The 18,291-nt window shown below is 66.1% G+C and carries 20 protein-coding genes; 12 read left to right on the forward strand and 8 right to left on the reverse strand.

What is annotated here, in order from left to right; translation table 11 throughout:
• Positions 1-46: 46 nt before the first annotated feature.
• A complete protein-coding gene (locus QOL68_RS04300; RefSeq protein WP_282947253.1) occupies positions 47-841 on the forward strand; it encodes an enoyl-CoA hydratase-related protein in 795 nt (264 codons plus the stop codon).
• Positions 834-1,631 (forward strand): enoyl-CoA hydratase/isomerase family protein, encoded by a 798-nt coding sequence (locus tag QOL68_RS04305; RefSeq protein WP_282947255.1) that lies wholly within the window; start codon positions 834-836, stop codon positions 1,629-1,631. The genes QOL68_RS04300 and QOL68_RS04305 overlap by 8 nt, the downstream gene beginning before the upstream one ends.
• A 2-nt stretch (positions 1,632-1,633) precedes the next feature.
• On the opposite strand, the gene QOL68_RS04310 is transcribed toward QOL68_RS04305, so the two are convergent.
• The gene (locus QOL68_RS04310; protein ID WP_282947257.1) at positions 1,634-2,425 is read right to left on the reverse strand and encodes an acyl-CoA thioesterase domain-containing protein; all 792 of its coding nucleotides are present in this window, start codon (positions 2,423-2,425) and stop codon (positions 1,634-1,636) included.
• Between the two features lie 97 nt (positions 2,426-2,522).
• Between QOL68_RS04310 and QOL68_RS04315 the strand changes: the two genes are divergently transcribed.
• From QOL68_RS04315 to QOL68_RS04335, 5 genes are read left to right on the forward strand one after another with little or no spacing between them, the layout of a single operon-like run.
• Positions 2,523-3,734 (forward strand): acyl-CoA dehydrogenase family protein, encoded by a 1,212-nt coding sequence (locus tag QOL68_RS04315; protein ID WP_282947259.1) that lies wholly within the window; start codon positions 2,523-2,525, stop codon positions 3,732-3,734.
• A gap of 3 nt (positions 3,735-3,737) precedes the next feature.
• Positions 3,738-4,724: an acyl-CoA dehydrogenase family protein gene (locus QOL68_RS04320; protein ID WP_282947261.1), complete on the forward strand. Its 987-nt coding sequence runs from the start codon at positions 3,738-3,740 to the stop codon at positions 4,722-4,724.
• 3 nt (positions 4,725-4,727) lie between these two features.
• Positions 4,728-6,098: a wax ester/triacylglycerol synthase domain-containing protein gene (locus tag QOL68_RS04325; RefSeq protein ID WP_282947263.1), complete on the forward strand. Its 1,371-nt coding sequence runs from the start codon at positions 4,728-4,730 to the stop codon at positions 6,096-6,098.
• Complete coding sequence (locus tag QOL68_RS04330; RefSeq protein WP_282947265.1) at positions 6,095-7,153, forward strand: DUF7064 domain-containing protein; 1,059 nt, start codon at positions 6,095-6,097, stop codon at positions 7,151-7,153. Before QOL68_RS04325 ends, QOL68_RS04330 begins: the two co-directional genes overlap by 4 nt.
• A gap of 5 nt (positions 7,154-7,158) precedes the next feature.
• Complete coding sequence (locus QOL68_RS04335; protein WP_204993900.1) at positions 7,159-8,088, forward strand: NAD(P)H-dependent flavin oxidoreductase; 930 nt, start codon at positions 7,159-7,161, stop codon at positions 8,086-8,088.
• On the opposite strand, the gene QOL68_RS04340 is transcribed toward QOL68_RS04335, so the two are convergent.
• The gene (locus tag QOL68_RS04340; RefSeq protein ID WP_282947269.1) at positions 8,085-9,083 is read right to left on the reverse strand and encodes an NADPH:quinone oxidoreductase family protein; all 999 of its coding nucleotides are present in this window, start codon (positions 9,081-9,083) and stop codon (positions 8,085-8,087) included. The two genes, QOL68_RS04335 and QOL68_RS04340, sit on opposite strands and share 4 nt — an antisense overlap.
• Before the next feature lie 69 nt (positions 9,084-9,152).
• Between QOL68_RS04340 and QOL68_RS04345 the strand changes: the two genes are divergently transcribed.
• On the forward strand, positions 9,153-10,133 hold the full coding sequence (locus QOL68_RS04345; RefSeq protein ID WP_204993899.1) for an NAD(P)H-dependent flavin oxidoreductase: 981 nt from the start codon (positions 9,153-9,155) through the stop codon (positions 10,131-10,133).
• Between the two features lie 4 nt (positions 10,134-10,137).
• Positions 10,138-10,989: an NAD-dependent epimerase/dehydratase family protein gene (locus tag QOL68_RS04350; RefSeq protein WP_204993898.1), complete on the forward strand. Its 852-nt coding sequence runs from the start codon at positions 10,138-10,140 to the stop codon at positions 10,987-10,989.
• Here QOL68_RS04350 and QOL68_RS04355 read toward each other — a convergent pair.
• Genes QOL68_RS04355 through QOL68_RS04380 form a run of 6 tightly spaced genes read right to left on the reverse strand, consistent with a single transcriptional unit; the run spans position 10,986 to position 15,866 of the window.
• Positions 10,986-11,732, reverse strand: coding sequence for an SDR family NAD(P)-dependent oxidoreductase (locus QOL68_RS04355; RefSeq protein WP_204993897.1), 747 nt, complete (start codon positions 11,730-11,732; stop codon positions 10,986-10,988). The two genes, QOL68_RS04350 and QOL68_RS04355, sit on opposite strands and share 4 nt — an antisense overlap.
• Positions 11,729-13,009, reverse strand: a complete 1,281-nt coding sequence (locus QOL68_RS04360; RefSeq protein ID WP_282947275.1) for an acyl-CoA dehydrogenase family protein — start codon at positions 13,007-13,009, stop codon at positions 11,729-11,731. Before QOL68_RS04360 ends, QOL68_RS04355 begins: the two co-directional genes overlap by 4 nt.
• Positions 13,010-13,022: 13 nt before the next feature.
• Entirely contained in the window at positions 13,023-14,090 is a 1,068-nt protein-coding gene (locus QOL68_RS04365; RefSeq protein ID WP_282947277.1) for a phosphotransferase family protein, read from the reverse strand.
• The gene (locus tag QOL68_RS04370) at positions 14,087-14,548 is read right to left on the reverse strand and encodes a MarR family winged helix-turn-helix transcriptional regulator (RefSeq protein WP_282947279.1); all 462 of its coding nucleotides are present in this window, start codon (positions 14,546-14,548) and stop codon (positions 14,087-14,089) included. The genes QOL68_RS04365 and QOL68_RS04370 overlap by 4 nt, the downstream gene beginning before the upstream one ends.
• A gap of 42 nt (positions 14,549-14,590) precedes the next feature.
• The gene (locus QOL68_RS04375) at positions 14,591-15,013 is read right to left on the reverse strand and encodes a nuclear transport factor 2 family protein (protein WP_282947281.1); all 423 of its coding nucleotides are present in this window, start codon (positions 15,011-15,013) and stop codon (positions 14,591-14,593) included.
• Complete coding sequence (locus QOL68_RS04380; protein ID WP_282947283.1) at positions 15,006-15,866, reverse strand: SMP-30/gluconolactonase/LRE family protein; 861 nt, start codon at positions 15,864-15,866, stop codon at positions 15,006-15,008. The genes QOL68_RS04375 and QOL68_RS04380 overlap by 8 nt, the downstream gene beginning before the upstream one ends.
• Before the next feature lie 84 nt (positions 15,867-15,950).
• Here QOL68_RS04380 and QOL68_RS04385 point away from each other — a divergent pair, with 84 nt between their 5' ends.
• Genes QOL68_RS04385 through QOL68_RS04395 form a run of 3 tightly spaced genes read left to right on the forward strand, consistent with a single transcriptional unit; the run spans position 15,951 to position 18,185 of the window.
• Complete coding sequence (locus QOL68_RS04385) at positions 15,951-16,832, forward strand: SDR family oxidoreductase (protein WP_282947285.1); 882 nt, start codon at positions 15,951-15,953, stop codon at positions 16,830-16,832.
• Entirely contained in the window at positions 16,829-17,332 is a 504-nt protein-coding gene (locus tag QOL68_RS04390) for a Rossmann-fold NAD(P)-binding domain-containing protein (protein WP_282947287.1), read from the forward strand. The genes QOL68_RS04385 and QOL68_RS04390 overlap by 4 nt, the downstream gene beginning before the upstream one ends.
• Positions 17,325-18,185, forward strand: a complete 861-nt coding sequence (locus QOL68_RS04395) for an SDR family NAD(P)-dependent oxidoreductase (protein WP_282947289.1) — start codon at positions 17,325-17,327, stop codon at positions 18,183-18,185. The genes QOL68_RS04390 and QOL68_RS04395 overlap by 8 nt, the downstream gene beginning before the upstream one ends.
• Positions 18,186-18,291 lie beyond the last annotated feature (106 nt).

Below are 18,291 nucleotides of genomic sequence, written 5' to 3' on the forward strand. Positions count from 1 at the left end.
TTCGCCCTCCATTCCCTTCGACAAGAACGGAACAGCGGAGGAATCCATGTCCGAAGTGCTGATCGACGATGATGCGGGGGTCCGCACCATCACCCTCAACCGGCCCGACCGGCTCAACGCGCTGACAAGCTCGATCATGGCGCCGCTCGCCGACGCCTGCGCCGACGCGGCGCGCGATGCGTCGGTCGGCTGCGTCGTCGTGACCGGCGCGGGCAGGGGGTTCTGCGCCGGCGGCGATCTCAAGGAAGGCGGCGCCGACAAGGCGGTCGTGCCCGCCAATTCCGACGTCGGAAGCCGCAACGAACAGAGCTTCGTCCGGCTGCGCGGGTTCATGGAAACCTCGCGCCTGCTCCACGAAATGCCCAAGCCGACGATCGCGATGGTCAACGGTCCGGTCGCGGGCGCGGGGATCGGCATCGCCGGGGCGTGCGACCTGCGCTTCGCCGGCAAGAGTGCGAGCTTCCTGACCGCCTTCGACCGCATCGGGGCGGGGGGCGATTTCGGATCGACCTGGTTCTGGACCAAGATCGTCGGCACCGGCGTGGCGCGCGAACTGTTCCTGCTCGGCGAGAAGCTCTCCGCCGAAGAGGCTTTCGCAAAAGGCATCTATACGCGCTTGTTCGACGACGAAGCGCTGCACGACGCGACGATGGCGGCGGCGCGGCGCCTCGCCGACGGTCCGCGCATGGGCTATCGCTATATGAAAACCAACCTCAACAATGCCGAAGACTGGGCGTTCGAGGCCGCGCTCGATGCCGAGGCGCTGAACATGGGCCTGTCGACAAGCGCGACCGCGATGATCTGGCGCGAGAAGAAGAAGGCCGAGAATCCGGATGGCTGATTTCACGCATATCCGCATCGATCGTCATGAGGAGGGCGTTGCGGCGGTGGTCGTTGCGCGGGCCGATATCGGCAACGCGTCGTCGCCCGAAATGCTCGGCGAGATTCGCGACGCCTTTGCCGCGCTCTCGGGTGAGCGCGACGTGCGCGCGATCATTTTTGCCGCCGAAGGAAAGCATTTTTCGGTCGGCGCCGATTTCGCGTTTCTGCAACGGCTGACGGGCATGTCGGCCAGCGAGATCAAGGACACGGTCTACGGGAACTTTCAGGGCGCGGCGCGGGCGATCTATCGCTGTCCCAAACCGACGCTCGCACTGGTGCAGGGGGCGGCGGTGACGGTCGGCTGCGAACTCGCGCTCGCGTGCGATTTTCGTGTCGCTGCCGATACCGCGATGTTCCAGGAAAGCTGGATCAAGCTCGGCATCATGCCGCCGCTCGGCGGAACCTTTCTGTTGCCTCGCATCGTGGGACTGGGCCGCGCGATGGAGATGTGCCTCCGCGGCAAGCAGGTGCGCGCCGAAGAGGCGCTTGCTATCGGACTGGTCAGCGAAGTCGTCGCGCGGGACGATCTGGAAGCGCGCGGCATGGCATTGGCCCGCGAACTCGCGGCCTCGGCGCCGCTCGGCTATGCGACGGTCAAGCAATCGATCCAGCGCGCGCTTGAAAGCAGCATGGAAGCCGAATGGCAGGCGAACCTGCCGAACCAGGCGCTGCTCCTCGGCAGCAAGGATCATCGCGAGGGGCTGGCCGCGGTCACCGAAAAACGCAAGCCGCAGTTTCGCGGCGAATAGTCTCAATCGCGCGGGCGACCCGGCCCCACAAACACCGTCTGCGTTCCCTTGGCATAGACGCCGTCCTCGTCCGCGAAGACCGTTTGCGCGACGGCATGGCCGTTGCCCGCACCTTCGGTATGCGCGTCGAGCAGAAACCAGTCGCCGCGCGGCATGCGCAGGAACTGGACCGAGATGTCGAGATTGGCATAGCTCCATTCATGCGCATGCGTCGCGCTACCGACGCCATTGCCGAAATCGGCGAAGAGGCACGCCTTCACGAACGGCGACGTCGGAACGCCCGAAACGACCTCGCCATCCATTCGCATCCACGATACACCGCGGCCGGGTTCACGGACCCGGCCCATGATCGGGCGCGTCTTGATCGCCCCTGCCATGCTGGCGCCAATGAGAAAATTATCCTCGGGCACGTCTGCGGGTGCCGGGTGCGGTTGGGGCGGCGGGAATTCGGGAGTGTCGAGGTGCCGCGCGCGAAGGACATGCGCCTGCGCGACGAGCTTGCCGCCCGCGATAAGTTCGATACGGTGAAGCTGCGCCTGCCGCCCCTGCCGCACCGGCACGATGTGGGGTACGAGCAGCGTCCGCGGGACAATTCCCAAAATGTCGATCGTCAGGCGGCAGATCTCGAAATCGGAATCCAAGCCCGCATCCTCGACGATATGCCCGATCAGCGCCGCGATCGGCCCTCCCGCGACAGCGTCGGCGAACCAGGGATTGCGCGCGAGACCCGACGGGTCGAAACCTTCGCCATCGGCGATGAAATAATGCGGAACGGTGATCGTATCGAGGCTCATCAATCCCTCCTAATCAAGCTCGCGCAAGCGCACAACATATTTGACGTAGTTATATAACTCGGGCATAGGATTGACCAGATTCGAGGGAGAGCGTGCGATGGACCTGAGCTATGGCGAGGCCGCCGAAGCCTTTCGCGCGGAGGTCCGCGCCTTTCTGTCGTCGCACTGGCCGCCCGCCGCGGACTTGCGCGGTGCCGATCTCAAGGCCTTCATCCGCGCCTTCCGAGCCGCCGCAACCGAAGCGGGCTATCTCTATCGCGCGGTTCCGAAGCGTTATGGCGGCTCGGAGCAGCCGGTCGACGTGATCAAGGCGCAGGTGATCCGTGAGGAATTCGCCCGCGCCCGCGCGCCGATGGAGGTCGGTGGCAACGGCATGAACATGACGGTGCCAACGCTGCTCGAAAAGGGAACCGACGAGCAGAAGGAGCTCTTCATCCGCGGGACTGTCGAGGGCGATTATATCTGGGGGCAGGGATATTCCGAGCCCGGATCGGGATCCGACCTGGCAAGCGTGCGGACCAAGGGCGAATTGTCTGCCGACGGCAGCAAGTGGATCGTCAACGGCCAGAAGATCTGGACGTCGCAGGGGATGCAGTCGACGCACATGTTCATGCTCGTGCGCACCGAGCCCGACGCGCCGAAGCATGACGGCATCACCTATCTGCTCATCGACCTGAACCAGCCCGGTGTCACCCGGCGGCCGATCCGCCAGATGACGGGCGAGGAGGGCGATCACACCTTCTGCGAATTCTTCTTCGACAATGCAGAAACGCCGGTGTCGTGGCAGGTCGGCGAACGCGGGCAGGGCTGGTATGTCAGCCGCACGACGCTGAAGCATGAGCGCGCGAGCATCGGCAGCGCCGACGGGCTCGGGCGCCAGTTCGCAAAGCTGGTCGAACTGGCAAAGGAAGTCGATCGTATCGGCGACCCTGTGATCCGCGACAAGCTCGCGCAGATCGAGGGTTTCGTCCTCTCGCACCGCTACACCAGCTTTCGCCTGTTCAGTTGCGCCGCGGCGGGCGAGGATCCGGGACCGGTGTCGCTGATGATGAAGCTGCTGCTCACCGAGATCGGGCATGAGATGGCACTTCTGGCGCAGGAACTGATCGGCGAACATGCCTTCATTGAACCCGCAGGGGCGGGCGGACGCGGTAATCGCGGGCCGCGCGGCCCCGAAAAATGGCTCGACCAGATTATGGGCAGCCTCGGCAATTCGATCGCCGGCGGCGCATCGAACATCCAGCGCAACATCATCGGCGAACGCGGCCTCGGCCTGCCGCGCGATCTTGCGATGAGCGGGGAACGCTGACCGATGCATTTTCACCTGACCGAAGAACAGAAGGCGATCCAGGAAGCCGTGCGCGGCACGCTCGCCGACAGCTGGCCGATCGAGCGTATCCATGCCTTCGCCGACGGCGACGCCGATTTCGACCGCGAAAGCTGGGATGCGCTGATGGCGCTGGGCCTTGGCGGCATCTTGTTACCCGACAGCGGTATGGGGTTGCTCGACGCCGCGCTGGCCTGCGAGGTGGCGGGTGAGGCGGCGGCGGCAGGGCCGCTCATCGGCCAGCTCCTCGCCGTCGCGGCGGCTGCGGCGAGCGGCAGAGCCAATCTCGATGCCCTAGCGAGTGGCGAAGCCGTCGCGACGCTGGTGCACGGCGGCAGCGCGTTCGTCCCTTGCGCGCGCGCCGCCGATATCTTCCTGGTCGTCGACCGCGCCGCGGGCGTGCGGCTGGTGCCCGCGGGTGACGGCGTGACGATCGAAGCGGTCAGGGCCTCGGATCGCACGCGGCCGGTGTCGAAGGTCGCATTCGCAGAAGGCGCGGGCGAAATGCTGTTCGCCGCCGCCGATCCGATCACCGCGCGCCTTGCCGATGCGGCACTGGTGCTCTGCGCCGCCGACGCGCTCGGCGGCGCGCAGAAGGTCACCGACATGAGCGTCGCCTATGCCAAGGAGCGCGAGCAGTTCGGGCAGCCGGTCGGGCGCTTCCAGGCGCTCAAGCACCAGCTCGCGCATATGGCACTCGACGTCGAGCCCGCGCGGGCGCTCGTCTGGTACGCCGCCTATGCGTGGGATGCGGAGCTTCCCGATGCGCCTAGGGCTGCGGCGATGGCGAAAGCGCATCTGTGCGACGTCTATGTCCGCGCGACGCGCGCTGCGGTCGCCGCGCATGGCGGTATCGGCTACACATGGGAATATGGCCTCAACTACTGGTTCCGCCGCGCCTTGTTCGACCGTGCCTGGCTCGGCAGCCCGTCGGAACATCGCGCGCGGGCGGCCGATCTGGCAAGCTGGTAAGCGGTGAACGCGCCGGACAGCCTGCAATTGGCGCCGGGGGTGCGGAGGCTGCGCCCCGACGATCATTTCATGATCCTGTCGGAGACCGACGCCTCGCCGATGCACGTCGGCGCGCTGATCATTCTCGACGTGCCGCTGGACGCGCAGGAAGGGCTGGCCGCCGTGCTCCGCCGCCAGCTTGCCGATCGGCTCCCGGCGACGCCGCTCCTCGTGCGCCTGCACGAAGCGCCCGACGGCTATGACAGCGACGTCTGGGCCGATATCGCGCGCGCCGATCTCGAAACGCTCGTCGCCGTCGAACCGCACGACGGCGCCTGGAGCGAGGCCGAGCTTTACGAGGTGGTCGCGTCGCTCAATATGCGGCGGCTCGACCTGTCGGGGCCGCCCTTCGCGGCGCATGTCTTCGAACAACTTACGGCGGGCGGCAGCGCAATCTATCTCAAGGTTCATCACAGCGTCGCCGATGGGATCGGGTTTCAGGCCATCCTCGGCCTGCTCAGCGACGCGGCGCCGCCAGCAACCGCGCGCTTCGCCGATGCGCGACTGCCCGAGCCCGAAAAATGGTGCCAGCGTGCCGAAGCACGCTTTGCGGCCGAGGCCGATTTGCGCGCCGCCCAAGCCGCGCGCCGCAAGGAGGCGCTCGCCGCGCTCGAAGCGTTCAAGGACGATCGCGAACCGACGCCGGAGCTCAGAATGTCGGGGCTAACCTCGGACCGGCGCCGCTATACGACGATCAGCCTGCCGCTCGCGCGGGTGAAAGCGGCAGGCGCCAAACTCGACGCGACCGTCAACGACATTTTCCTGACGCTCGCCAGCACCGCGCTGCGCAATTATCTGATCGAGATCGACGATCTCCCCGCAACCCCGCTGGTGGTCAATTCGGCGCGTTCGTACCGCCGCGACACGCACGGGATGTTCGGCAACCGCATTGTCGCCCTGCATCCGCACCTCGCGACGCATCTCCCCGATCCGGTCGAGCGGCTTCGCGCGATCCAGGCGTCGATGGCATCCGAGATGCAGCGCACCGGCCATGACGAGGCGCTTCTCGACGCCGCCGAGAAGCCATTTGGCGCGCGCGACCGCCGCGCCGCCTTCGCCGAGCGCATGGCGGGCGGCAAGCGGCTGCTTCCCGGCAATCTGACGCTGTCGAACGTCCCCGGCCCCGCGGAAGCACGCAGCTATGCCGGCTTTCGCCAACTTCATAATTACCCCGTCCCGATCATCGGCTCGGGCCGCTTCCTCAACATCACGTCGCGGCGCAGCGGGGACAATCTCGACATGGGTGTCATCGCCGATGCCGCGAAGATCACCGATGTCGGCCGCATCGCCGCGCTCTTCACCGCCGCTCTCGACGAACTGGAGTCTCTTGCATGACCGACGATCTCGCCTTCAAGCCCGAGGACGACCGCTACCACCAGCTGTCCGACGATCCCTACGAGACCGAAACCAACTGGTGGTCGTTCAGCATCCCCGAACGCAAGATCGCCTGCTGGATCCACGCGCCCTATTATCCCAACCGCAAGAGCGTCACCTGGCGTATCTTCGCGTGGGACGACGAGGGGTATGATCAGGCGCGCATGGCCTATTACCGCAAGGTCGAGGAAGCGCCGATGCCCGACGCGCCCGACCTCACCGACATCGTCTTTCCCGGCGACAAGAACGGCGGCGGCTACAGCCTCAAGATGCTCGAACCGGGCATGAAATATCACCTCCAGTATGAGGACCCGGCGCGCGGCTTCGCGCTCGATTTCACGCACACCGGGCTCCATCAACCGCATCGCTTCCCGCCGGGCAAGCCGCCGTTCATGGCAACGCCGCACTACGACCAGCTGGGCCATGTCGAAGGCTGGATGACCTTGCGCGGCGAACGTATCCGCATCGACGGGATCGGCGTGCGCGACCGCACCTGGGGCCCTCGCGGCGGGCCTTATGCCGCGAGCCCCAAAGTCTATGCGGACGACATGGAGCGGGTGAAGCATCCCGGCGGCGCGCGCTGGCGCGAGATCGAGCGCGAACGCGGGCGCGGGCGCATCCAATATATCTTCGGCCATCGCCGCGACGGCACCGGCTTCCTCGGCTTCGTGCGCGTACAGGATGGCGGCGCCGACGGCTGGGCGCCGATGAACGCCGGCTGGATCCGCCGCGACGGCACCTTCGGCAGCCTCGATCCCGCCCGATCACGGATGCGCACCTTCCGCAGCCCCAAGACCGGCTGGAGCACGCATATGCAGGTCGAACTCGTCGACGAGTTGGGCCGCGAAATGGTCAGCGAGGGTTTCGTGGTCAGCACGATGAGCGAAGCGGGATATGGCGTGAACCAGCTGATGCGCTGGGACATTGACGGCGGGATCGGCTGGGGCGAGGATCAGGATGTGTGGAATCCGCAGCACTATACGCGCATGCTCGACGCATTGAAGGCGACCGCTTGACCGCGATGCTGTCGAATCTTGTGCTGCCGCTTATGTGCGCCCCGATGAGCTTCGCCTCGTCGGTGCCGCTCGCGGTGGCCTGTTGCCGTGCCGGGGTGATCGGGGGTTGGCAGGGCGGTACCGTCACGTCCTTTGCCGAGTTCGAGGCCTATCTGAAGGCGCTGGCCGCCGTGGGCGGTGCGCCGCCGATCGTCAATATGCCCGCCCGCTGGGGAACCGATCCGAAGGCCGCGGACCGGCTCGATCTGCTCGAACGCTACCGCGTGCCCCTTGTGCTCTCGAGCCTCGGCGATCCCTCGGCGCTCGTCGCGCGCGTGCACGGTTGGGGCGGGCGTGTCGTCCATGACGTGACGACGATGAAGCATGCCGAAAAGGCGATCGCCGCGGGGGCCGATGGGCTGATGCTGACGTGCGCCGGGGCAGGCGGGCATACCGGCTTTCTGACGCCGATGGCGTTCGTCCCCGCGGTGCGACGGATCTTCGACGGGCTGCTGATCGTCGCGGGCGGCATCGCCGACGCGCATGGTATTGCTGCGTCGCTCGCGCTCGGCGGCGACATTGCCTGCATGGGTACCCGCTTCATCGCGACGCCCGAAAGCGGCGTCGTCGAGGGGCATCGCGCGATGATCCCCACGGTGGGCGCCGACGATATCGTCGCATCGGCAGCGATGAACGGCGTCCCGGCGCACTGGATGCGCCAGTCGATCGAAGCGGTCGGTCTCGACGCCAAGGCGCTGCCCGCCGTGCGTTCGCCGATGCCCGAGGGCGTCATGCCGTGGCGCGACATCTGGAGTGCGGGGCAAAGCGCGGGGCTGATCGACGCAGTCGAGCCGGTCGCCGGTCTGGTCGCGCGCTTGACGAGGGATTTCGACGCGCTGCCCGCGGTGCCCGACTGGCGCGGGCGTCTTTCCGACCTGACACGCGGCTGGGGCTAATCCATCGTCAGCACGATCCGTCCCGCACTTTTTCCCGCCGCCGCATCCTCCATCGCCGCCTGAAAGTCCGCGAGCGCATAGCTTCGCGCAATCGCAGGTCTCAGTATGCCTTCCGCTGCCAGCCCGAACACCGCATCGCGATTGGCGGCGCTTTTTTCGGGCTCGAAGATTCCGAACTGGCGAATGTCGACTCCGATCAGGCTCGCGCCTTTGAGCAATGGCAGGTTGGTGCGCAGCGCGGCGATCCCTCCAGGAAAGCCGACGACCAGATGCCGCCCGTTCCACGCCAGCGACCGGAACGCTGGCTCGGTCGCCTCGCCGCCGACCGGATCGAAGACGACATCGACGCCCTGGCCGCCGTTCGCCGCCTTGACCTGATCGCGCCAGTCGTCGCCACGCGCATCGACGACCGCATCGGCGCCGCCCGCGGCCGCGAGTGCGCGCTTTCCTTCGCTCGACGCCGATCCGATCACGCGCGCGCCTAGATATTTGCCGATCTGCACCGCCGCATAGCCGGTAGCGCCTCCCGCGCCGAGGACGAGGAGCGTCTCGCCCGCCTGGAGCCGCCCGCGGTCGACGAGCGCGTGCCAGGCCGTCGCGTAGCTCACCGGGAACACGGCAGCTTCCTCGAACGACAGTGCCTGTGGCATCGGGCGTATCGTGCGAGCGGGCAGGTTTACAGCGTTGGCGAACATGCCGCCCCAGCCGCTCCCGACAACCCTGTCGCCCACCGCGAAATCGCGCACCTTGTCGCCGGTCGCGTCGACAACCCCCGCGCATTCGCTGCCGGGGATATAAGGGACCGGCGGCTTCACCTGATAGCCACCGGCGGCGGTCAGCACATCGACGAAGCTGATCCCCGCCGCTCGGACGGAAATGCGGACTTGCGTCGGCGAAGGCGGCCCCGGGTCATGATCGACAAGCCGATAGGCGTCGGGCGGTCCCAGTTCGTCCGCCATGACGGCGCGGCGAATGGCTTTTGGCAGGATCGTCATAGGACACCTCTTGTCACGCGAATATAAGAAGTATAACTAGGTTAGATAAGTATAGGAAGGGGTAGGCTGATGGGTTTCAAGACGCGGATCACCGAAATGCTGGGGATCGAACATCCGATCGTTCAGGGCGGGATGCAGGCGGTCGGCACCGCCGACATGGCGAGCGCGGTATCGAACGCCGGCGGGCTCGGCATCATTACCGCGCTGACCCAACCGAGTCCCCAAGCGCTGCGTGACGAGATCGAGCGTTGCCGATCGCTTACCGACAAGCCGTTCGGCGTCAACCTGACGGTCTTTCCAACGATTAACTCGCCCGATTACAACGCTTACGCCGATGCGGTGGTCGAGAGCGGCGTCAAGATCATGGAGACCGCCGGCACCCCGGCGGTCCGCGAGATCTGGGCACGAGTAAAGCCGCACGGTGTCACCATCCTCCACAAATGCACCGCGGTGCGCCACGCACTGTCGGCCGAGAAAGCTGGCTGCGACATCATCTCGATCGACGGCTTTGAATGCGCAGGGCATCCGGGGGAAGACGATATCCCCGGCCTGATCCTGATTCCGGCGGCGGCCGACAAGGTGAAGATCCCGATGCTTGCATCGGGCGGTTTCGGCGACGGCCGCGGTTTGATCGCCGCGCTCAGTCTCGGCGCCGAGGGCATCAACATGGGCACGCGTTTCTGTGCGACCAAAGAAGCGCCCGTGCATGACAATGTGAAGCAGGCCTATGTCGACAACGACGAGCGCGGCAGCTTCCTGATCTTCCGCAATTTCAAGAACACCGCGCGCGTCGGCAAAAGCGAAGTCAGCGAAGAGGTCGTTCGCCGCCTGTCGCAGCCCGATGCGAAATTCGGCGATGTCCAGGAACTGGTCGCCGGCACGGCGGGACGCGAGTTGCTGCGGACCGGCGATCTCAGCAAGGGCGTCTTCTGGGCGGGCATGGTCCAGGGACTGATCCATGATATCCCGACCTGTCAGGAACTGATCGACCGCATAATCGGCGAAGCCGAAGCGATCCTCGATCAGCGGCTCGCGGGCTTCCGGCGCTGACGCCGTGAAGGTCGTCGTCACCGGCAGCGCCGGCAAGATCGGGCGACCCGCGCTCGCCGCATTGCGCACGGCCGGGCATCGCGCCACCGGACTCGATATCGCGGGCCCGATCGAGCCCGGGCGCCAGCTGCGCTGCGATTGCACCGATTTCGGTGCGGTGATGGGCGCGCTGTCGGGGATCGATCCCGCGGGCGGCTTGCCCGACGCTGTCGTCCACCTTGCCGGCATCCCCGCGCCGGGACTGGCAACCGACGAGGCGACGTTCGCGGTCAACACACGCTCGACCTACAATATCTTCTCGGCCTGCGCGCGGCTGGGCATCCGCAAGATCGTATGGGCATCGAGCGAGACGATCCTCGGCCTGCCATTCGACGAGCCGCCAGCCTTCGCGCCGCTCGACGAAACGCATCCCGATCGGCCCAACTGGTCCTATGCCCTCGCGAAACAGCTCGGCGAAACGATGGCCGATACATTCGTTCGCTGGCATGACGACATGGCGATCGTGTCACTGCGTTTCTCCAACGTATTCACAGCCGATGACTATGCCGGGCTGGAAAAGATGCAGGCCGACCCGGCGCGGCGGAAATGGAATCTCTGGTCCTATGTCGATGCCGAGGATGCCGCAGCGGCGTGCGTTCGCGCGGTCGAGGCACCGGTCACCGGCCACCAGCGCCTACTTATCGCCGCAGCGGACACGCTGATCGATCGGCCGAGCGCGGGGCTGATGGGCGAATATTTCCCCAATGTGCCGCTCAGCACGATCGAGGGTTTCCAATCGCTCCAGTCGTCGGCGCGCGCCGCCGAACTGATCGGCTATCGCCCGCAGCATAGCTGGCGCGACCGCGCGCAGCCCTAACGCTGCCCACCGTCGACGCGCAGCAGCGCGCCGGTGGTATAGGATGAAGCCGGACTCGCGAGCATCAGCGCGGCAGTGACGATCTCGGGCGGATTGCCCGGACGGCCCAGCGCGACAGGTTGCTTCTCGCGCTTCTTCGCGTCCCAGGCGTCGGCGATATCGGTCAGGAACGGCCCTGCCGAAATGGTGTTCACGCGTACTTTCGGGCCATATTCGCGGCTGAGCGATACAGTCATCGCGTTAAGCGCCGCCTTCGCCGCGCCATAAGGGACTACGCCGGGCAACGCCATCAGCGCGCCCGTCGAGCTGATGTTGATGATCGCCCCGCCATCGCCGTCGGCCATGCGCTTGCCGATCTGGCTGGCGAGGCGGAAGGGGCCCTTGAAATTCAGGTTCATCACGCTGTCGAACAGGCTTTCGGGCATGTCGTGGCTCGGCATCGGCGGCGACATGCCGGCGTTGTTCACCAGCACATCGACGCGGCCGAACTCGGTGTAGGCGGCGTCGATCAGGGCGTCGCACTCGGCCCATTTGCCGACGTGCGCGGCAAAGGGCAGCGCGCGGCGCCCGAGCGCGCGGCATTCGGCGGCGACCGCCTCGCAATTGTCGAGCTTGCGGCTCGCGACGATGATATCGGCGCCGCGCTCCGCAAAGGCCTTGACCATCTGATAGCCGAGCCCGCGCGAACCGCCGGTGACGAGGATGATTTTCCCGGTGAAATCGAACAGCGGGTCGGGGATCATGCCGCGCTCCTTTGCTTCAGCGCGGCGAGCCGCGTCGGGATATGCTCGGTCGGGAACAACCCCGCCGCGGGCTTGGCGTTCTTCAGATGCGCCTTCGCAACCTGCGCCTTGTGCACTTCGGTCGGACCGTCGGCGAGCGCGAGGCTGGGCAGCCCCATCCACATGTCGGCAAGCGGCGTTTCGAGCGTCACCCCCAGGCTGCCGTGCAGCTGGATCGCGCGCTGGACGATGTCGTGATAGACCTTCGCCATCTGCACCTTGCACATCGCGATATGGGTGCGCGCCGCGCCATGCGGCTCATTGTCGATGATCCATGCGGTCTTGAGCACGAGCAGGCGGAACTGTTCGAGCTCGATGATCGAATCGGCGATCGCCCCCTGGACGAACTGGTGTTCGCTCAATTGCTTGCCCTGCGTCCGCCGCGACACTGCGCGTTCGAGCATCATGTCGATCGCGCGCTGGCATTTGCCAACGGTGCGCATCGCATGGTGGACGCGCCCGCCGCCGAGCCGCGCCTGCGCGACCTTGAACCCTTCGCCGGGCCCGCCGAGCATCGCGTCGAGCGGAACGCGAACTTTGTTATAGCGGATATAGGCGTGGGTTCCGTCGTCCGCGCCCTTGCTGTCGCCCATCGTTTGCGAATGGCGAACGAATTCGATTCCCGGCGTGTCGGTCGGCACGATCAGCATCGACATCCGGCTATGCGGCGGGTTTTCGGGATTGGTCACCACCATGACGATCAGGAAGGCGGCGTAGCGCGCGTTTGAGGAGAACCATTTCTCGCCCTCGATCACCCATTCGTCGCCGTCCTGATACGCACGACAGGTGAACTCCTTGGGATCGGCGCCGGCTTGCGGCTCGGTCATCGAAAAGGTCGAGACGATCGTGCCCGCCATCAACGGCTCCAGGAAGCGGGCCTTCTGCTCGCCGGTGCCGAACATCGCGAGGATTTCGCTGTTTCCGGTGTCGGGCGCGGCGGTGCCGAATATCGTCGGCGCCCAATAGCTGCGCCCGAGGATTTCGTTCATCAACGCGAGCGTCAGCTGGCCATGGCCCGGCCCCCCCAAGTCGGCGCCAAGATGGCAAGCCCACAACCCCTGCGCTTTCACCTGCTCCTGCAGCGGCGCCATATAGGCGCGCGATTCCTTGTTCGCGACGTCATAGGGCGCCCCGTGGCCGGGAAAGAGGATATCCATCGGCTCGCATTCTTCGCGGACAAAGCGTGCCATCCAGTCGAGCTTCGCCTGCAATTCGGGTTCGATGCGGAAATCGATCATGGACTGTCCTCGGTTAGCCGATCAGGCGGATGAGTTTTTCGGCTTCGGCGAAATTGCCGCGCACCAGCCGGTCGAAGAAGCGGCCGGTTTCGACGCTCAAAATGCCCTTGGCCGCCTGTGCGACCTTATATTCGAGGATGCAGCCGCCCTTGAACATCGCGAGCACGAGATAATAATCGAAGCTCGCCATGCTGCGCCCGGTGCCCGCGGCATAATGCGCCATCAATTCCTGCCGCGTCGGCCAGTCGCCGACATTGTAGAGCGCCTTTTCGGGCACATGGCCGGGGAAACGATCGTCGCGGATCCCGTTGCAGAACCAGGCAAGGTCGAGCAGCGGGTCGGCGATCGTCGACAGCTCCCAGTCGATCAACGCGGTCAGGCGGCAGGGTGGATCGAAGGCGAACAGGGCGTTGGGCGTGCCGACGTCGCCGTGAATGATTCCCGGCCGGAAGTCGTCCGGGATATTGGCGCGCAGCCAGTCGCGCGCGAGCGCATAGCCCGGCAGCTCGCGCCATTCATGGTCATAGAGCTGCTTGTAGCTCCTGATCTGTCCGTCCCAGCGATCGACCTGCCGCTCGAGAAAATTGTCGGGGCGCCCGAAGTCCTCGAGGCCCACCGCCTTGTAGTCGACATTGGCGAGCGCGATCAGCCCGTCGACCATCGCGTAGGGCACCTCGCGCGCATGCGGCGGTTTGTCGAAGGGCGGGCGGTCGTGGATTTTCCCGCCGCTAAGGTCAGCCGGCCAGCCCTCGACGAGATCCATGACATAGAAGGGCGCGCCGATCACGCCGGCATCGGCGCAGCTCCCGTGGCAATAGGGGTGCGGGACATCGGTTCCGCGGAGCGCGGTGAGTACTCGCGCCTCGCGCATCACGCTCTTCTCGCTGCCCGGCGGCGGCACCGCGGGCGGGCGGCGGAGGATCAGCGTATCGCAGCCGCGGTTCAGTGACAGGATGACGTTCGACGTGCCGCCGTGGATTTTCTTTGCCGTCAACGGACCAGCGCCGAGCGACGGAATATGCGCGTCGAGCCACGGCGTCAGCCGTTCGGGATCGGCGAGCGCCGCGACATCGTCCTTCATTCGTCGCGCTCCCGCAAATAGGCCTCGATACCGGCGCGGATCGCGTGCAGCTGGCTCGCCGCCGCCGCGAAGGCCGCGCTGTCGATCCGCGCCAGCAATGCGTTGGTGACGGCCTGAGCACGCTGATGGTCGACCGCCTTGAGCGTGCGGCCGCCGTCGGTCGCGACGATCAGCGAGGCGCGCTTGTGATCGGGGTTTTCGGCGAAAGCGACGAGGCCCAGTTCGGCGAGCCGGTTGGCGGCGCGCTGCACGACCTGCCGCGGATGGCCGAGGCTGCGACCGATCTGCGCCACCGTCGGCGCGTCGGCGGCGTTGACCACGGCGGTGAGCACGGTGAGCTCCATTTCGGCAAGCCCGCTTTCGGCGCGGGTATCCGCGTAAAGCGCGCGCATCCGGCCGCGCAATAGCGCGACCTCGTCGGCGAATCGTTCGAAATCGGTGAAGCGCTGTGCGATCATGACACTCGGATGTCAAAATGACACCATAGTGTCAATAGTAATTCAGCGCGTCGTCATCCGCCGGAACAGCGAAGTCTCGGCCTGCCAGTCGACCCGGACCCTCCTGTAAGCGAAGCGCCAGCCGCCCTCGGTGCGAACCAGCCGGTCGTCATAGGTGCCGCTGTGGTCGGGCCCGAAATTGCTGTGCACCGCGAAATAGCTGCGCGCCGTTGCTTGATCGCCGTCGATCGCGATCAGCGGATTGGTGATATGGTGGCGAACGAACGTCAGCCGCGGATCGCGCGTTCCGGACCCGAGCGAGGCAGCGATCGCTTCGGGGCCCGTCGGGCTCGCACCCGGATAGTCCAGCACGCCGTCGTCGGCGAAGCACGCCGCCAGTTCGGCCACGCGCCCCCGGTCGCCGTTATAGGTATAGCGTGCGAGAAGGTCGCGGATCGCGTCGCGGTCGGCGGCAAGATCATCCATTGTAGTTCAACTTCAACCCGGGCTCGCCCCAACGCATCTTCGCCAGTCGTCCCGTTTTCGACAGGGTGATATAGGCATCGCGCATATCCTCGCCGCCAAAGGCGATATTGGTGACATAGGGTTCGCCCTTGATGGCGAGTTTCGACACGTCGCCGTCGGGCGTGATCGTCGAAATCCCGCCCTCATACAGCGTCGCCACGCTGACATTGCCCGCCGCGGTCACTGCCAGGCTGTCGAACCCGACCGGCCCCGGCGCGGTTGCAATCCACGTCGGGCGCTGCGCCTCGACCTTGCGATCATAACGCCATAGCCGTGCCTGATGCGTGTCGGCGACATAGACGTGCATGCCGTCGGGCGAGAGGCCGATGCCGTTGTACGACACCGCGTGCCGGTTGATCGCGGCGATCGACGATCCGTCGGGCAACGCGCTGAACAACCCGCTCGCAGTGCGGATCCCGTCGTGAGTCTTGCCGAGGTCGGTGAACCATATCCGCCCGTCGGCGTCGAAGACGATGTCGTTCGGCGCCTCCAGCGCGACGCCGGCGCAGCTGTCGTAGAGGCGTTCGAACTTGCCGGTCGACAAATCGACGCGCTCCACCCGCCCTTCGCGCCCGGGGCCGCGCGCATTCTGGAATTTGACCGGGTCGAGCCCGCCATTGTTGCAGACATAGAGCGCACCGTCGGGTCCAATCGCTGTGCCGTTCGGTCCGCCGCCGATCTCGCAGACGGCTTCGGTCCGGCCGTTCCAGCAGCGGGTTATGCGTCCGCCTGCGAGTTCGACGACGATCACCGACCCGTCGGCCATGACGACCGGGCCCTCGGGAAAGGCAAGGCCTTCCGCGACGATCTCCATCCGACCCTCTCCTGTATAACCTAGTTATGTATGTCTTGACACGTGGCGGGGGAGCGCGCAACCCTCGGCGCCGGGAGAGAGACATTGCCGGTACCGCAGCATCATATCGTGGCGACACCGCCACCCTTCGACCAGCCGCCCTATCCAGCCGACATATTTGCCGGGCAGACCCTGCTCGTCACCGGTGGCGGATCGGGGATGGGGCTCGCGATGGCGATGGCCTTTGCACAGGGCGGCGCGCAGGTCGCTGTCATGGGGCGCAGCATGGAACGTGCCGAAGAAGGCGTGGCGCAGATCGCGGCGCTGGGCGTTCGGGCCCATGCGATGAGCTGCGATGTTCGTCAGCCCGAGGCGATCGCTGCCGCTTTTGACGAGGCCGAGCGCGAATTGGGTCCGATCGGGCTGCTTGCCAATAATGCCGGCGCCAATTTCCCGATCCTTGCCGAGGATATTTCGCCGAACGCTTGGAATGCGGTCACGCGGATCGCGATCGACGGCACCTTCCTCTGCTCGGCCGAATTCGCGCGGCGCCGGATCGCTCGCGGCGAGGGCGGGGCGATCGTCAACAACAGCGCGCAATATATCTGGACCGGTTTTCCCGGCGACGCGCACAGCGCGGCAGCGAAGACCGCGCAGGCGACGATGACGAAGAAACTCGCCGCCGACTGGGCGCCCCATGGCATCCGTGTCAACGCGATCGCCGCGGGTTTTTTCCCCCACGACACGTCGACCGCAGGGCGCCGCGAGGGAGGCATCGCGCCACTCCAGAACATGATCCCCGCCGGTCGCACCGGCAATATCTGGGAATTCGGGTGGCTGTCGGCGATGACCTGCACCCCGCTGTTCGGCGACATGACCGGGCAGGTGATCGTGCAGGATGGCGGTGAAAGCCTGCGCCGCTCGCTGATGATGCCCGATTTCGTCCCGCCGCGCGAACGCGCCGACGGGCCTTGGGGGTGGCAATGAGCGGCTGGCTGAACGGTAAGCGCGCGCGCATCGAGGGCGAGAGTCCGGCTGTCGCGTCGGCATTGGCTGCGCAAGGCGCTTCGCTCGTCGATGCGGGTGACTGCGACATTTGGGTCCATATTGCACCGCCGCCTCCGATCAAGCTTGCGCACGAACTGACGCATGCCGAATGGCGCGCGAGTCTCGACGCCGGGCTCGACCGCCGCTTCCTCGGTGCGAAGGATTTTGCCGGGCAATGCCGGGCGCGCGGCACGGGCGGCGCGATACTCTTCGTCGGTGCCCCCGAACAGGCGCTCGGCGCCGATCAGGCGGCGGCCGCGGGCGCGCTCGCGAACCTCACCAAGACGCTCGGGGTCGAATGGGCGCGCGACGGCATTCGCGTGAACAGCGTCCTGACCCGCGACGCGGGCGCCACGCTCGGCAATCTCGCGGCTTATCTGGTCAGCGATTATGCCGCTTATGTCACTGGCGCGGTCATGGGGATCGACCTCGATGACTGATCGCGCGCGCCTCGACGGGCAGGCCGCGTTCGTCACCGGCGGCGGCGGGGGCATCGGGCGCGCCATCGCGCTGCGGCTTGCCGAGGCGGGCGCGGACGTGGCGATTTTCGACATTTTTCCAGAGCGCGCCGAGGAAGCCGCCGAACGAGTGCGCGAACAGGGCCGGCAGGCGCTGCCGATTGCCGGCGACGTCATGGACAGCGACGCGTTGCGCGCCGCGGTCGATGCCGCCGCTGCGGAGTTCGGGCGGCTCGATATTCTGGTCAACAATGCCGGCGGCGTTTCGGCGCGGCCGTTCCTCGAGCAGAGCGAGCGCAGCATGCGCAAACATATCGACATCAACCTGATGTCGATGTTGATCGCGACACAAGCCGCCGCGAAGCACATGGTCGACGGCGGGCGCGGCGGCGCGATCGTCAATGTCGCGAGTATCGAGGCGAGCCGCGCGGCGCCGAATTTCGCGGTCTATGCGGCGTGCAAGGCCGGGATGCTCAACTTCACCAAGTCGATGGCGGTCGAATTGTCGGGACACGGCATTCGCGTCAACTGCATCGCACCCGACCATACGATCACCCCGGGCAATCAGGGCAATCGCGCCGGGCCCGTCGATCCGGCGACGTGGAAGCAGCGCAGCGACGACGATATCGATGCGATGAACCGGTTGATTCCGTTGGGCCGCGAGGGCGTCGATACGGAATGCGGCGATGCGGCGGTTTTTCTGGCGAGCGCCATGTCGACCTATGTCACCGGCATATTGCTGCCCGTCGATGGCGGCACCTGGGCGTCGTCGGGCTGGGTGCGCGGGCGCGACCGCCGGTGGACGTTGAACGAAGGACTGGCTTTTGGCGCTTGAGCGACGGATCGGCGCCCGGCATTGCGAAATTGCGCGGGGCACCATAATGACGCAGCAAGGAAAAACCCCGATCTGACGGGTTTTGGCAAAGGGGCAGATGCATTGC

The sequence above is a fragment of the Sphingopyxis sp. Geo25 genome (assembly GCF_949769135.1).
Lineage (GTDB): Bacteria > Pseudomonadota > Alphaproteobacteria > Sphingomonadales > Sphingomonadaceae > Sphingopyxis.

Bases quoted from the DNA above. Each gene is read 5' to 3' on its own strand.
- QOL68_RS04365 (WP_282947277.1), bottom strand. From the start codon at position 14,090: ATGAAGGACGATGTCGCGGCGCTCGCCGATCCCGAACGGCTGACGCCG.
- QOL68_RS04315 (WP_282947259.1), top strand. From the start codon at position 2,523: ATGGACCTGAGCTATGGCGAGGCCGCCGAAGCCTTTCGCGCGGAGGTC.
- QOL68_RS04335 (WP_204993900.1), top strand. From the start codon at position 7,159: ATGCTGTCGAATCTTGTGCTGCCGCTTATGTGCGCCCCGATGAGCTTC.
- QOL68_RS04390 (WP_282947287.1), top strand. From the start codon at position 16,829: ATGAGCGGCTGGCTGAACGGTAAGCGCGCGCGCATCGAGGGCGAGAGT.
- QOL68_RS04370 (WP_282947279.1), bottom strand. From the start codon at position 14,548: ATGATCGCACAGCGCTTCACCGATTTCGAACGATTCGCCGACGAGGTC.
- QOL68_RS04300 (WP_282947253.1), top strand. From the start codon at position 47: ATGTCCGAAGTGCTGATCGACGATGATGCGGGGGTCCGCACCATCACC.
- QOL68_RS04340 (WP_282947269.1), bottom strand. From the start codon at position 9,083: ATGACGATCCTGCCAAAAGCCATTCGCCGCGCCGTCATGGCGGACGAA.
- QOL68_RS04375 (WP_282947281.1), bottom strand. From the start codon at position 15,013: ATGGATGATCTTGCCGCCGACCGCGACGCGATCCGCGACCTTCTCGCA.
- QOL68_RS04310 (WP_282947257.1), bottom strand. From the start codon at position 2,425: ATGAGCCTCGATACGATCACCGTTCCGCATTATTTCATCGCCGATGGC.
- QOL68_RS04380 (WP_282947283.1), bottom strand. From the start codon at position 15,866: ATGGAGATCGTCGCGGAAGGCCTTGCCTTTCCCGAGGGCCCGGTCGTC.
- QOL68_RS04355 (WP_204993897.1), bottom strand. From the start codon at position 11,732: ATGATCCCCGACCCGCTGTTCGATTTCACCGGGAAAATCATCCTCGTC.
- QOL68_RS04320 (WP_282947261.1), top strand. From the start codon at position 3,738: ATGCATTTTCACCTGACCGAAGAACAGAAGGCGATCCAGGAAGCCGTG.
- QOL68_RS04345 (WP_204993899.1), top strand. From the start codon at position 9,153: ATGGGTTTCAAGACGCGGATCACCGAAATGCTGGGGATCGAACATCCG.
- QOL68_RS04360 (WP_282947275.1), bottom strand. From the start codon at position 13,009: ATGATCGATTTCCGCATCGAACCCGAATTGCAGGCGAAGCTCGACTGG.
- QOL68_RS04330 (WP_282947265.1), top strand. From the start codon at position 6,095: ATGACCGACGATCTCGCCTTCAAGCCCGAGGACGACCGCTACCACCAG.
- QOL68_RS04395 (WP_282947289.1), top strand. From the start codon at position 17,325: ATGACTGATCGCGCGCGCCTCGACGGGCAGGCCGCGTTCGTCACCGGC.
- QOL68_RS04305 (WP_282947255.1), top strand. From the start codon at position 834: ATGGCTGATTTCACGCATATCCGCATCGATCGTCATGAGGAGGGCGTT.